General features: G+C 45.7%; 9 protein-coding genes. 5 read left to right on the top strand and 4 right to left on the bottom strand.

Annotated features, from left to right (window positions below):
- Window positions 1-4: 4 nt before the first annotated feature.
- Window positions 5-340, bottom strand: coding sequence for a hypothetical protein (locus tag ORJ00_RS15640; protein WP_305975695.1), 336 nt, complete (start codon window positions 338-340; stop codon window positions 5-7).
- Window positions 341-476: 136 nt separating this feature from the next.
- On the opposite strand from ORJ00_RS15640, the gene ORJ00_RS15645 reads away from it, so the two are divergent.
- Window positions 477-1,235: a Nif3-like dinuclear metal center hexameric protein gene (locus tag ORJ00_RS15645; RefSeq protein ID WP_305975697.1), complete on the top strand. Its 759-nt coding sequence runs from the start codon at window positions 477-479 to the stop codon at window positions 1,233-1,235.
- Entirely contained in the window at window positions 1,232-1,999 is a 768-nt protein-coding gene (locus tag ORJ00_RS15650; protein ID WP_027672411.1) for a methyltransferase domain-containing protein, read from the top strand. The genes ORJ00_RS15645 and ORJ00_RS15650 overlap by 4 nt, the downstream gene beginning before the upstream one ends.
- On the opposite strand, the gene tamB is transcribed toward ORJ00_RS15650, so the two are convergent.
- Together tamB and tamA are read right to left on the bottom strand one after the other, a co-directional pair.
- Window positions 1,996-5,781: an autotransporter assembly complex protein TamB gene (gene tamB, locus ORJ00_RS15655; protein ID WP_306140303.1), complete on the bottom strand. Its 3,786-nt coding sequence runs from the start codon at window positions 5,779-5,781 to the stop codon at window positions 1,996-1,998. The two genes, ORJ00_RS15650 and tamB, sit on opposite strands and share 4 nt — an antisense overlap.
- A complete protein-coding gene (gene tamA, locus ORJ00_RS15660; RefSeq protein WP_306140304.1) occupies window positions 5,778-7,508 on the bottom strand; it encodes an autotransporter assembly complex protein TamA in 1,731 nt (576 codons plus the stop codon). The genes tamB and tamA overlap by 4 nt, the downstream gene beginning before the upstream one ends.
- A gap of 206 nt (window positions 7,509-7,714) precedes the next feature.
- Between tamA and ORJ00_RS15665 the strand changes: the two genes are divergently transcribed.
- The gene (locus ORJ00_RS15665) at window positions 7,715-8,830 is read left to right on the top strand and encodes a beta-ketoacyl-ACP synthase III (protein WP_305975702.1); all 1,116 of its coding nucleotides are present in this window, start codon (window positions 7,715-7,717) and stop codon (window positions 8,828-8,830) included.
- Window positions 8,831-8,886: 56 nt separating this feature from the next.
- Here ORJ00_RS15665 and ORJ00_RS15670 read toward each other — a convergent pair whose 3' ends face one another.
- Window positions 8,887-9,195, bottom strand: coding sequence for an isoamylase early set domain-containing protein (locus ORJ00_RS15670; RefSeq protein WP_027671314.1), 309 nt, complete (start codon window positions 9,193-9,195; stop codon window positions 8,887-8,889).
- 451 nt (window positions 9,196-9,646) lie between these two features.
- On the opposite strand from ORJ00_RS15670, the gene ORJ00_RS15675 reads away from it, so the two are divergent.
- Both ORJ00_RS15675 and ORJ00_RS15680 read left to right on the top strand, forming a co-directional pair.
- Complete coding sequence (locus ORJ00_RS15675) at window positions 9,647-10,867, top strand: efflux RND transporter periplasmic adaptor subunit (RefSeq protein WP_306140305.1); 1,221 nt, start codon at window positions 9,647-9,649, stop codon at window positions 10,865-10,867.
- A gap of 3 nt (window positions 10,868-10,870) precedes the next feature.
- A complete protein-coding gene (locus ORJ00_RS15680; protein WP_027671316.1) occupies window positions 10,871-14,044 on the top strand; it encodes an efflux RND transporter permease subunit in 3,174 nt (1,057 codons plus the stop codon).
- Window positions 14,045-14,058: the final 14 nt, after the last annotated feature.

Genomic DNA, 14,058 nt, shown 5'->3' on the forward strand with positions numbered 1-14,058 from the left:
CGTTTTAACGGCATCCTCTGGGTGCTCGCTGTGCACTGCCATTACGTTGCGCCCACATTGCAGCAGCAGACTGACCGTTGCCAGTAGATTTCACTTTTACTGCTTTAGCCGGTTTAGGGGCAGCTTTTGGTGCAGTAGCTTGCTTTGCAGCTACCGGTGATGCTTTTTTGGTTGGCGTGTAACTTGCGCCCAGTTCGGCAAGCTCTGCCAGACGAATATTTTTACCGCCGTCTACGCTGAACCAACCTGGCTTTTGCTCCAGCTGTGGTGCTTTACCAAATGCGGCTTTATAGGCTGCTGTAAATTCGGCAACAACCAGATCTTTATCCAATTTAGTCATACGGATCCTTAACAGATATTATTTTATGCATGTAGCTCGGTATTTATACAACATTTTGCCCTGTTAAGACAAATGTGCCTGTTTTTTTTATTGATTGCAGTACAATAGCGCCATTTTAATAGCGGGGAACCGAGACATGGTTGAGCGCAACATCTTAGTGAAATGGTTAAACGACGAACTGCAAGTTAATAAGATACGTGATTATTGCCCTAATGGCTTGCAGGTTGAAGGTAAAGCGCAAATCAACCGCGTGGTTACAGGGGTGACAGCGAGTCAGGCGCTGTTGGATGCCGCAGTAGCCGTTAACGCAGATGCTATATTGGTGCACCACGGTTATTTTTGGAAAAATGAAGCTTATCCGGTTATTGGTATTAAGAAAAAACGGCTGCAAACCTTGTTAAACCAGGATATTAATCTGTTGGCATATCATTTACCGCTCGATGTACATCCTGTGCTTGGCAATAACGCCCAGTTGGGGCTATTGCTGCATGCAACAAATGTTTGCGCGGTGAATGACGTTGAACCGAACGGTGTACTAATGCAGGGTGAATTAACTGCTGAAACGGCGTTGGATACCATAGCCAAGTCACTTGAAAGCGGTTTAAACAGACAAGTACTGGTGCATGACGCCGGTATTGGAAGTGTAAAAATAGTGGCGTGGTGCACAGGAGGCGGCCAGGGGTATATTGAACAGGCTGCAGCAGCAGGGGCCCAACTCTTTATCACTGGTGAGGTATCAGAACAAACCATACATTTGTCTCGTGAACTGGGGATCCATTTTATTGCTGCCGGCCATCATGCGACTGAGCGTTATGGTATCAAAGCTTTGGGAGAATGTATCGCCGGGCAATTTGGTCTAGATGTGCAATTTATTGATATCGATAACCCGGCATGACAATAAAAACTGATCGTAGTTTTGACGGTATAGCGACTAAGTTTCAGCATAACATTTATGCTAATACCAAAGGATTGCTGCGCCAGCAGGTACTGCTGCGTGATTTAGCTGATCTTAACGTGTTACAACAACCTACACGTATTTTGGATGTGGGGGCGGGGCAGGGACAGATTGCATTGGCGCTGGCTGCACAGGGCCATCATGTGCATTTGACAGACATTTCTATAGAGATGTTGCAGATAGCACAGCAAGCTGCAACAGCACAGCAGATAAATCAGGTGAGTTTTGAACATATTGGTTTGGCGGCATTAGCATCAAGCCAAACACAGCAATATTCACTTATCTTGTGTCATGCTATGCTGGAGTGGTTAGCTGAGCCAGAAACCGCTATTGCCCAGCTAAAAAAATTACTGCAGCCTGGCGGTATATTGTCACTGATGTTTTATAACAAAGAAGCCAAGCGATTTGCCAATATTGTCTATGGTAACTTTGATTATGTGGCTGCCGATTTTAAAGTTAAAAAGAAAGTTAGTTTAAACCCTCAGCATCCGTTATCTCCTGCTGATGTATTAAGTTGGTGTCGACAGGCCGGTTTTACCCTAATGAGCAAAACCGGGGTACGTTGTTTTCATGATTACCTGCGCGAGCCAGCACAGCAGCAAAGTCATTTTGACCAACTACTGGCACTGGAACTGCAGTATAACCGCACTGAACCCTATGCGTCTTTGGGGCGTTATCAGCATTTTTTGTTGCAGTCTGACTAATCAAACTCAAATTTGTAGAGTAAGTCTACAGCCTCATCCAAGCCTGAAACGGCTTCCAGATATAATCGCCGCATTACACGATAACGCAGAGTAAACTCTCCTACGGCATTAAAAATGCCGTAGCCGTATTTAACCTGTAAATCGCGGGATAGATAGCCACTGACTGTCACCTTAGAATCATCGCCCGCGCCGGCGGTGTCTAACGTGAGATCCTGTAAGCCAAATGCCTCACCTATTTCACCTACAACCTTGCTACTTGATGCGAGTGTCATACCGATCAGGCTAGTGGTTATTGCATTGCCTGAGCTACCTGAGCCGCTTTCCATATCTCGTCCCAACAATAAATACGACAGTGCATTAGCCTGTGCTTTTGCCGGTTCTGAAAATATTGCAACGCTAAGATCATCCACCGAACCATTAACCCGGATACCGGCAATAACATCGTCTTCCATATTTTCTGGATTGCGTATGGCTTCAATGTTCAAGAAGGGTTGATCAGATGGTCCATTGAAAGTCATTTTACCTTTGCGGATCAGCAAATCTTGGCCATAGGCGCGGAACGTACCGTTGCGTAAATTGACATCACCAAGTACCAACAGCGGTTGTTGTGCTTGCTGGCGCACACGAAGGTTACCGTTTAACAACGTTTTTAAACCAAAAGCGGATAGCTTGACGTTGTTTCCAAGCAACACATTGATATCTGTTTCGAACATAAAAGTCGATTTAGCCTGTTGCGGCAGAGGCTGTAATTGCCTATCCACTAATACCACGTCGTCAGACAATTCAATCGCCTCTTTTGGCAAGCTATCGATATTAATCGTCGCTACCGGAATATTTACCGTGCCTGTTAGACGTGTTCGCTGCGGGCTGGCGTGCAGAGTTAAGTCGGGCGCTAGTTGTAATCTGGCTTGCGGAACCTGCAATTTAAGCGTATCACCCTTAATATTAACCGATGCCTGCCAATCCGATAGTTGCTGCCAGCTTGCGCTACCAGTAATGTCGATTCGGCCACTGGGCGTGTCGAGTAGGCCTGCCATTTTTGCTTCCTGGCCAGCAAAGGTTAATGCAATCTCGGCATTGTCGATATCAGCCGGTGCTAGCTTGCCTTTAATTCGTCCCTGGCTAAGGTTGATATCACCGGTAACTTCTGGTGTATCCACGTTTCCTGCCAACTTTATATCGCTTGATAGCACACCGCTGAGTTCTGTTAACTCCCCCAACAGAGGTCGTAAAAACTGTAGGGTGAACTGGCGTAACTTCAACTCGCCTTGCAATTGCCGGCTACCTTGTTGCAGTCCGCTAATTTTCACATCACTATTCAGTGTCGATTCGTCGTTAAAATTGATATGTAGTGTATTGTTAATGTTATCGTTAGCCAAAGCGCTGGAGAGCGTGAGTTGGCGCCAGTCTAACCTTAACGGTTTATCCAGCTGCTGACTAAAACCTCCTGCTTTACCGGTCAGGTTTAGCGTAGCCTTGGGAAGTGAATTCTTTTGCCAGTTCGCGGTTAACTGCGCATTTATATCGCCGTTAAGGGCAGTACCGTAAGGCATTAATTCAGCGAGTGTGTCTAAATCAAACTCCGTAATGTGAAGTGCTAAATCAAACTTAGATTCACTGATACTTAGGGGCTTGGTTAGGCAGATATTACTATCTTGCTGTTGCCAGCAATGTGCTGCAAGTTCAAAGCGTTGCTGCTGCAGCGAAAACTGCATCGGCGCTGTTTTCTGTAGCTGCCAGGCACCCAGTAAACTGTTTATTTTTGCCTGTAGCAATTCACCTTGCCAATGCTGTTGGTCAGAAGACAGCGAGCCAGCTAGCGCAAGTTCAGCTTGATGTTCCTGACTTATCAACGCCATATTAAGCTGATGCTGCTGCTCATTTCCGTTTAGAGTTAGACTAAATTGCTGCAGTAATTGGTGTTGGTATTTTGCATCACTGGCGTCAATGCTAATGATTGCATTGTATTTTCTGGCATTATCCAGCCATATGTCAGACGTTAGGCTTAATTGCGTAATGCTAAGGTCTTGCCACAGCAGGTTGTCAATGTTTATTGCGCCATTAAACTTTGGCTGTGCACGTGGCCCACTGAGTGTAAATTGACCATCTACTGCTCCGCCTACTGCATTAAGTGACTGTTTTAAATCAGGAATATCGACATTAATTTGCAGTTGCCAGTCTTGTTGCAAGCGCCCCTGTACGGATACGGCATTGTCAGCATGTCGCAGTGTTAAACCCGGGGTGCTGAACTGATAATCTCCCGTGCCGCTGCTATCTTCGGCATAAAAAGTGCCATCCAGGTTAAATATATAGTCACGTAAGGTGCCATCTAACTTCAATTGGTTTAACGCTATTTGCCAACTATTGTCGGCGGTGAGCTGGCCGGTAAAATGCATCGAGCCATTGAGTAAGCCGGAATATTCTGGCCAGTAAGCGCCGGGTTTTACCTGTTTTACTGTGGCCTGCCCCTGCCATTGAATACCGTTTTGCCAATCAAGATGTGCGGTGGTGGTAATTTGCCCGTCTAATGTCTTTAAAAGCAGTTGTTCAATTTCAACACCATTAAGCCCAGCCGTGCCGGCAAATTCAGCGTTAACATTAGGCGCACTATTAGCAATTGCATCAGTATGACCACTAAAAAGGCTACGCTGCAAGTCACCGTGTAATGCAAACTCAGTGCCTTGCAATACAATATCTGGCTGTGAAGACACAATGGGCCATTGTACTTTCTCGCTATACACCTTTAATTGATGTGGTAGGTCGGGTTGCAATAAGTTAAGTGTTGCATCAAGCGTTGCAGCAACAGGCCCGGTGGAACGGGCGCTAAGATTGAGCGTTGCCAGATCACCGTTTGCAGTTAGTGAAAGCTGTTGGTCGTTGAGATCAGCGTTGGTCAGTAACAACCTAACATCGGCTTGCAGTGAATACGGCCCTGTTGTCGTTACTGCGGCGTTGGCATGTAATGTTGCGTCGGTATGAATGGCATCCAGTTGCAGTATTTGTAGTTGTTGTTGTTGCCATTGTAACGATAGGTTTAGTTCCGTGAGGTGTTGTTTACGACCTTGTTGGACCAATGTCGCATCGCGCACCGTAAAGTGGTCGATAAATAGCCGCATTGGCATAGTAAGTTCGGGTAACACCAGTGGCTGATAACGAAATGGCACAGTGTCAGGCGTTTTTGGTTGCTCAGGTAAGGTTAGTCGGACTTGCTCAAAGGTTGGCCGGCTAAGCTGAATTTTATCCCCCCATGCGGCGAGCCCCGTATTAAAGCCCTGCCATGTTAACTGCATTGACGGGGTCGTAACGATGGCATCGTCAACCGTAAATTGTGTGATAGTGAGTGGGAAGGGTAACCATAACGAGGGGATAGTTGCTGCTGTGCTTGGGGCTTCCTCTTTGAAGGTACCGTCGTTAGTGGTACTGTCATTAGCTAAGACCGTCAATGTTAAGCCTGATAGCGATAGCCTTTCTACACAAGCAGACAAGCTAAGCAAACAGCGGCTGTTAATCTGCAATGCAGAGCGCTGCAAGGTAAACTCAATATTATTTTGTTGGAAACGTATATTGTGTAGTACATGCCCGCCAAGCAAACTTCCGCTGCTACTTTCTACGGTAAATCCTTCAACCAGGTGCTCGGCCAGCCATAGATTTAGTCGCAAGCCCGGTGCACTAAACAATAATGAGGCAACTAGCAGAAGCAACAGTAGAATAGGCAGGACCACTGTCCAGTGCATCCATTTCAGGCTGCGTCTAGTGAGATGTGTAGTGCGTTGCCAACTCATATTTCAGGCCCTAGCGAAAAATGCAGTTGAAATGCGCTTTCGCCGTTGGGTTTATCAAGACCAAAGCCAAAATCCAGTCTAACCGGGCCAATAGGGGAGGCCCAGAGCACACCTGCACCCAAACCGCGCACCCAGTCGGGTGTATCATCCCAGGCGCTACCATAATCAGTAAACGCGGCAAGCCACCAATTGCCTGTTAACCGGTATTGATATTCTACCGTACCAGTTAACATGTAACGGCCACCGGTAAGTTCGCCTGCTTCATTTCGCGGCGCAACCGACTCATAGCCATAGCCTCTGATACTATTATCTCCGCCGGCAAAAAAGCGCAATGAAGGCGGTAGGTTTAACAGCGTCTCCATTAAAATGGCACCACCATCGAGTCGGGTGACAAAGCGATGATTGTCACCCGCATTGCCTATCCAACCTGCGCGGCCACGAAGCCGGACAAAACTGGCATCAGATCCCCATGCTTCATTCGATACTTCAACCCGCAAAGACAGTCTGTCAGCTGAGTAGGGCAAAGCGCCGCCTTTTCGCCTGCTGCGGCTATAGCTGATCCCAGGCATAATCAGGCTGATGTTGTCGCGCTGATCAGCTTGTATAAAGTCTTCATAAAGCCAGCGGATGGATGCTGTACGATACCAGTCATCACTGATTAACCAGTAACGCTCAAGCAACATATTCAATTCCTGACTTTCAGTGTCATCACGATCACGATGTCGAAACCCGAGTTGCAATTGATAAAAATCGGTGGCTACCGACGCCAGAGGCAACTTGTATCCGGCCTCAATGCTTTGCTCTTTTTCAGACACGGACAAGTCCGAACGTAGGCTATGTCCTGCCTTATTTAGCCAGGGCTTTAACCAGTTTAACTTTAATCGTGGTCCGTCATTAGTCGAGTAGCCAATACCGGTTTCAATGATATTTCGACGCTCAGGTTCCAGTGTAACTTTAATAGGTAAAGCAAACTGCGTCATATTATCTGTTTCTCCCTCAACCAAAATAGAGGAAAACCAGGCGCTTGCAGCGAGTGCTTGATTTAATTCACCTAATTTACTGGCTTGGTACTTGTCTCCAGTGGAAAATGGAAGCATAGACTGCAAGCGTGCCGTTTCAATTTGGTTGCCTTCAAAACGCACTTCACCAAATTGATAACGGCTGCCGGCATCAAAATGTACATGCACAAATGCCTGATTAAGCTCTGCAGCAACGTCAATTCGGGTTAGGCGAAACTGTGCGTCAAAATAGCCTTTTCGCAGTGCCAGATTTTGCAAGGCACGCTTAAAACCCTCGTATTGACCATGATGTAAAACTTGACCTTTGGCAGGGCCTTGTTGTTGCAGAAGTTGTATAAAATCAGCATCGGTGGACGCCTCGCCAAGTAACTGAATATCAGCCTGTGCAATACGAACGGGTTCTCCGGCTTCAATATTTACTGTTAAAGCATGTGGTGATTCGGGAGAGGCATCTATGCTAATTTTACTATGGTAATACCCCAATGCTTCTAACGCTGTTCGGGACTCTTGTTCCAGTTCAGTATAAAAGCGCATTCCGGCGCTAAATTCGGTGTCACGAAATTTTTGCAAATAAATGTCTACATTCGCTTTTAACGGGCCCTTAACGCCTTTTATTTGCAGTGTTAACTTAGCCTGTGCAATAGCCATACCGCTTACTGTTAACATGGTTAGCAGCAACGTACTATTGAGCAAGCGGGTCATCGACATAAGAAGAGTGTTGTCCTGAAAATCATGAAAAAAGCAAAAGCGAGCCTATTATGGCTCAGACATGGCGTTACTGTATACCAGCTTGCATAAACGGGTACTGAATACTGGAGTTGTTATTTCAGCGTTTTATATCGTCACCTAAATTCAGTTATACTGCCCACACATGTAAGATGGTAACAAATGCTGTCAAGAACAAGGCCCTAGAGATGAAGAATGTGGTTATTAGCGGTTCTGGCTTATATACACCAGCGCAGACGATTACAAATGAGGAGCTGGTGTCCAGCTACAATCAGTATGTTGATCAGTTTAATCAGGAAAATGTCAACGCGATTGCTAAAGGTGACGTCACAAGCTTGGAGCATTCCAGCTGCGAATTTATTGAAAAAGCCTCTGGCATTAAATCCCGCCACGTGTTGTACAAAGACGGTATTCTTGACCCCGCTATTATGCGTCCGGTGTTTGAACGACGTAATGAAGATCAACTGCCAGAAATGGTTGAAATGGCGTTGGTTGCCGCGCATGAAGCCATGGCTCAAGCAAACAAAACAGCAGCTGATATCGATTTAATTATTTGTGCCGCGTCCAACATACAACGGCCGTATCCTGCGTTATCTATTGAATTACAACAACAACTGGGTGCTGCAGGCTATGCATTCGATATGAATGTGGCCTGTTCGTCTGCAACGTTTGCTATTAGTAATGCCGTAAATGCCATTCGAGGTGGTACCGCCAAAGTGGTATTGGTGGTTAACCCTGAATTTGCTTCACCTCAGGTGAACTATCGTAGCCGCGACAGTCATTTTATCTTTGGCGATGTGTGTACTGCGACCATTATTGAAGGCGAAGACACCTGCAGCAGTGACAATGCGTGGCGAATTAACGGTATGCGATTAAAAACAGAGTTTTCCAACAACATACGATGCGATGTGGGTTATACCGAGCATTGTTTGCCCGCAGATCCGATGGTGCCTTTTTTTAAACAACAAGGCCGAAAAGTGTTCAAAGAGCTACTGCCAATCGTAGCCGATGTTATTCTTGGTGAGATGGCCGCGCAACACGTTGCCCCTGAGCAATTAAAACGATTGTGGTTGCATCAAGCCAATATCAATATGAATATTTTTGCGGCGAAAAAGATACTGGGCCGAGATCCTTTGCCCGAAGAGGCGCCACTGGTTTTGGACACGTATGCTAATACAGCTTCGGCAGGTTCAATTATTGCATTTCATAAAAATAAACAAGGGCTCAACGCGGACGATTTTGCCATTTTATGTTCGTTTGGTGCCGGATATTCAGTGGGGTGTTTAGTATTACAAAAGTGCTAACAGGTCGCAGATAAACAAAAGGGCGCTGCGGCGCCCTTTTTCTATTGCGTTAGCATCTAAAGTCGAACGACAGAGTTGTTATCGTAAGATACCGGCGAGGGTTGGTAACTGTCAGCCGCTTCATCATTTAGCCAGGTACCGCCATTGACCAGGTATCGAAACTGGTATTCTTTGTTTTTTTCCAAATTTAACGTTGCAGTAAAGTCACCCGATTTACTTTTTTTCATCGGTAATGCTTGCGGATCCCAGTCGTTAAACTCTCCTAGCAAAGCGACGTTCTCTATTTTCTCCAGCCTCTGTGCAGGTAGGGTAAAAGTGACTTTGCACAGCGGTTTGGTTTTTAGATATTGCTTATTAATACTCATAATTATTCCCTAAACATAATGGTTAAAATTCAATACGTCTGTCAGTGTCTTTGAAATTATGCGGTTTTATTATGGTGAAAATATGAACATGCCGCTGGTTGAAATACCATAGGGAATTTTCTTATCCAGTGCAAATAATAGTTTGAGTGAACGATATAACTGATTTTAATGATACATAAAGCGAAACTTATTAAGTGCAGTTGTAACAAGATATTACTTAAATGTGTTTTCAGCAGGATGGGGATGCAGACGGTTTTTGTCTTTTTGTTGTGTTCAAAGCTTGAAAACACTGGGGGTGATGATGCCAACCTGCAATGATCTTATGCATCAACTGTCCGGGTTTGCCAGCCTAACCTAAACTCTACAGATACAAAGCGTAACATTCAGTAGGTTACTTTAATAGGTAAGCGTTTTAGTATAACGCAAAGTAAATAGCATCATGGAAATTGTCATGGCATCAAAAGTTATCAAAATTGCAGTTCCAGTCGTCATCATTGTGTTGGCTGTGGTGGCATCAAGCGCCCTAATAAGTATGCGTAAACCACCTGAGAAAAAAGAGGAGCAGCGTCAGTCTGTTCTGGTTAATGCTGAGACTATCCAAACCGAAGATTTGGTCTATAAAATTCAGTCGCAAGGTACCGTAAAACCGCGTTTAGAAACTAATTTAAGTTCTGAGGTTAATGGACGCATTGTTGAGGTGGCGGACAATTTTATCGAGGGCGGTTTTTTTAACGAAGGCGATTTACTGGTTCGGGTAGAGCAATCTGACTATTTAACCAATGTAAAGGCAGCACAGGCGAGTTTAGCTAATGCGCAAGCGGCTTTAGAGGAAGAAAAAGCCCGTGGTCGTGTAGCAGAAGAAGAATGGCGTTCATTTACTGATGGAACGGCGCCAGAATTAGGATTACGCCGCCCGCAATTAGCCAGTGCACTAGCAACCGTTCGTTCTGCTGAGGCAGAGTTAGAGCGTGCAAACCGTGATTTGGCCCGCACCGAAATCAGAGCCCCATACGCAGGTTTGGTGAAAAGCCGAAATGCAAACCTGGGACAGTTCATTACCCGTGGTAGCAGTGTCGGCACCATTTATGGCACTGATGTAGCCGAAATTCGCTTACCATTAACGGACAATGATGCAGGTTTTATTCAGCTACCCGATTTTGCAGACGATTCAGTTAAGCCTGATGTCACACTTACCGCTACGGTTTCTGGTGAAGTGGTGCAGTGGCCTGCGAAATTAGTGCGTACAGAGGGTGTTTTAGATGAACGCAGCCGCGTTATCTATGCGGTAGCGCAAGTGCAAGACCCGTATCAGCGTAATTCGCCAGTCAAAACACCGCTTCGCTTTGGCCGCTTTGTTCAGGCAGAGATTCTGGGTGATGCCACAACCAATGTTATTGTAGTGCCGCGCTATTTGTTATTAGCACAGCAACAGGTTTTGGTGGTTGATAAAGATAGTCAACTGCAGTTCCGGCCTGTTGTTTTAGAGCGCAGTGACGAACGTCATGCCTATGTACGCAGTGGTTTTTTAGACGGTGACCGCTTAGCCGTGTCTGCTATTGCTAACCCACTGGCTGGAACTGTGGTGCGTGTTTCGGGCGACACGGATGAACAGGTTGCCAACGACGCCGCTTCAGAGGAGGCCACAGCGCTTACCACTCAGGTAAAGGAGTAAGGTATGGATACTAACAAAGGCATTATCGCGTGGTTCGCGCGCAATAGCGTCGCAGCCAACCTGTTAATGGCGATTATTTTGGTCGCTGGTGTAGCATCTTTATTTACTATTAAAAAACAAATTTTCCCTGAAATTGTGCTGGAGCAAGTTAACATCCGTGTGCCTTACTTAGGGGCTGCACCGCAAGAGGTTGAAACGGGTGTTATTGATAAAATAGAAGAGAGTTTACGTGGGGTTAATGGTATCAAGCGAATTCGTTCTACTGCTGTAGAAGGTTTAGCAACGGTTCGGGCTGAAATTGCCAGTAACTATAACGTGCAAGAGGTTATGGATGAGATTAAAACGCAAGTTTCAGCCATTTCTTCTTTGCCAGAGCAAACCGAAAAGCCGGTAGTTTATCGGGTTCGTTTTCAAAGTAATGTTATGTGGTTATCGCTATATGGTGATGCCAGCGAGCGCACGTTAAAAGAGTTAGCAAAAGACGTACGTGATGAAGTGAAAAAGCTTCCCGGCGTAAGCAAAGTAGATGTTATTGGCGCGCGCGATTATGAAGTGTCTATTGAACTTTCTGAAGCCAAGCTTAAAGAGTATGGCTTAACTTTTGACCAGGTGGTAACGGCCATTCGTGGTAGCTCGGTCGATTTGCCAGGCGGTTCAATAAAAGCAGAAAGTGGTAATATTTTACTGCGTACTAAAGGTCAGGCATATTTTGCCCAAGACTTTGAAAACATTGTGCTGCTGACCTTTGCTGATGGTACGCGCTTGTCGTTAAACGACATTGCCGTGATTAACGATGGCTTTATAGAGCGCGAAGATTTATCAACCTTTGATGGTAAAAACTCGATATCTATTCGTGTTGACGCTGTCGGTGATGACAATACCCTTAAAATTGCCGAACAAGTTAAACAGTATGTCGAGAAAAAGCAAAAAGACCTGCCATCGTCAGTGTCCATAGCGCACTGGGGCGATGCAAGTTATTACCTTCAAGGCCGGTTAGACTTGATGAGCAATAACTTGTTAATGGGAGCGTTTTTGGTATTGCTTGCATTAACGTTATTCCTCGAATTTCGTATTGCTTTTTGGGTAATGGTTGGGATCCCAGTGTGTTTCCTCGGGGCAATGGCGATGTTACCCCTGCCGTTGTTTAATGTTTCTATCAATATGATCAGTTTATTTGGTTTCATCCTGGTGTTGGGGATAGTGGTGGATGATGCCATTATTATCGGGGAAAGTGCCTACAGTGAAATTGAAAAACGTGGTAAGTCAGCTGAGGCCGTAATAGCCGGTGCGAAAAAGGTCGCTATGCCCGCCACTTTTGGTGTACTCACCACTATTGCAGCCTTTACACCAATGCTTATGGTCGGTGGGGCACAGGCGCCTATTTGGGGTTCCATTGCCTGGGTCGTTGTGCTGTGTTTAATTTTCTCATTGGTAGAGTCAAAAATGATTCTACCATCACACATTGTCAATATGGACACTAAACCGTGGGATCCGGATCGCAAAGGCCTGTTTTACAGCATGGGCCGTGCCTGCAGCAATGGCTTAAAACGCGTTCGCCTATCAGTTTCAAATGTGATGAATCGTTTTATTTACAATACCTACCAGCCGTTTGTTGAACGCTGCATTCGTTATCGCTATGTCACGATGGCCGCTTTTTTTGCCATGTTGATCTTAATGTTTGGTGTACTGGGTGGCGGCTTTGTACGCTGGGTGTTTTTCCCCAATATCCCAAGTGACTTTATCAATGCAAACTTGACGATGCAGGACGGGTCTTCAAATGCGGCAACCGTAAATGCCATGCGTGAAGCTGAAGCTGCGCTTATGCGGGCTAACGAAAAGCTCAATGCTGAGTTTGATGAAGATATTGTTAAGCACCGTTTAGTTTTCTTAAATGGTGACACGGCCGGTCAAATGGTGGTGGAGCTGGAGAAAAGCGAAGGTCGTGAAATCGACGGTTTTGAAATTGCCAATCGCTGGCGCGAAGAAATGCCAGAAATTCCGGGTTTAAAAGCATTTAAAATTGATGCGGCAACCGGTGGCGGTGGTGGCAGTGATGTAGCATTGCAGCTACGAGGTTCAAACCTGGATAACCTTAAACTGGCAACGGAAGAGCTAAAAGCAAAGTTAGCGGAATATGCCGGTGTGTATGACATTGAAGATAATTTGCTTGGCGGCAACGACGAAATTGTATTAGAGCTTAAACCGGAAGCGCATTTGTTGGGTTTAACACTAGCTGATGTTGCACGTCAGGTTCGATATGGTTTTTATGGTGCTGAAGCACAGCGTATGCAGCGCGATGGCGAAGAAGTAAAAGTGATGGTGCGTTATCCACGCAATGAGCGAAGCTCTATTGGCAGTTTGGAAAATATGCGTATCCGTACTGCCGGGGGTGGTGAAATTCCGTTTGCTCAGGTTGCCAGTTACACCTTGCAGCCAAGCTATAGCGCAATAAATCGTGTTAATGGTGAACGTGCTGTTACCGTAACCGCGGCTGTAGACAAGGCGACAGTTGAACCGGGTAAAGTTATTGGCGAGATGCAACGCGACTTTATTCCGCAAATTAGTGACAAATATGAAGGGGTAACCGGTGAGCTAGACGGTGCAAGTCAGGATGAAATGGATGCGCAAGCCGACTTAATTAAAGCGGGTATCTTTGCACTGTTTTGTATCTACGGGTTAATGGCTATTCCGTTAAAATCATACAGCCAACCGCTGATAATAATGAGTGTCATTCCATTTGGTTTGGTGGGAGCGGTAATTGGCCATATGGTACTGGGGTTGAGCATGAGTATTATGTCAGTGTTTGGCTTAGTTGCCCTCGCTGGCGTTGTCGTGAACGATTCTTTGGTTATGGTGGATTTTGTTAACCGAGCGAGGGAAGAGGGGTTATCAGTGCGTGATGCAGTGTCTCAAGCCGGCTCGCAGCGCTTTAGAGCCATCTTACTGACATCGCTGACTACCTTTGTAGGTTTGGCACCCATTGTGTTAGAGCGTAGCTTGCAAGCTAAAATAGTGGTGCCGATGGCAGTATCCCTGGCCTTTGGTATTTTGTTTGCGACTGTAATTACCTTAGTGCTAATACCGGCGCTGTACGTAATACTAGAAGATGTGAAAAACCTGTTTCGTAGCAAAGAGCAAAAACAAGATACCCGATTAGGCTCTGCTCAAATTGAGTAATTAAAAAATCTAAA

This window comes from Rheinheimera baltica, assembly GCF_030731985.1.
GTDB classification, from domain to species: Bacteria; Pseudomonadota; Gammaproteobacteria; order Enterobacterales; family Alteromonadaceae; genus Alishewanella; species Alishewanella baltica.

Coding starts and splice junctions, on each gene's coding strand:
- ORJ00_RS15640 (WP_305975695.1), bottom strand. CDS start 340: ATGACTAAATTGGATAAAGATCTGGTTGTTGCCGAATTTACAGCAGCC.
- ORJ00_RS15645 (WP_305975697.1), top strand. CDS start 477: ATGGTTGAGCGCAACATCTTAGTGAAATGGTTAAACGACGAACTGCAA.
- ORJ00_RS15650 (WP_027672411.1), top strand. CDS start 1,232: ATGACAATAAAAACTGATCGTAGTTTTGACGGTATAGCGACTAAGTTT.
- tamB (WP_306140303.1), bottom strand. CDS start 5,781: ATGAGTTGGCAACGCACTACACATCTCACTAGACGCAGCCTGAAATGG.
- tamA (WP_306140304.1), bottom strand. CDS start 7,508: ATGTCGATGACCCGCTTGCTCAATAGTACGTTGCTGCTAACCATGTTA.
- ORJ00_RS15665 (WP_305975702.1), top strand. CDS start 7,715: ATGAAGAATGTGGTTATTAGCGGTTCTGGCTTATATACACCAGCGCAG.
- ORJ00_RS15670 (WP_027671314.1), bottom strand. CDS start 9,195: ATGAGTATTAATAAGCAATATCTAAAAACCAAACCGCTGTGCAAAGTC.
- ORJ00_RS15675 (WP_306140305.1), top strand. CDS start 9,647: ATGGCATCAAAAGTTATCAAAATTGCAGTTCCAGTCGTCATCATTGTG.
- ORJ00_RS15680 (WP_027671316.1), top strand. CDS start 10,871: ATGGATACTAACAAAGGCATTATCGCGTGGTTCGCGCGCAATAGCGTC.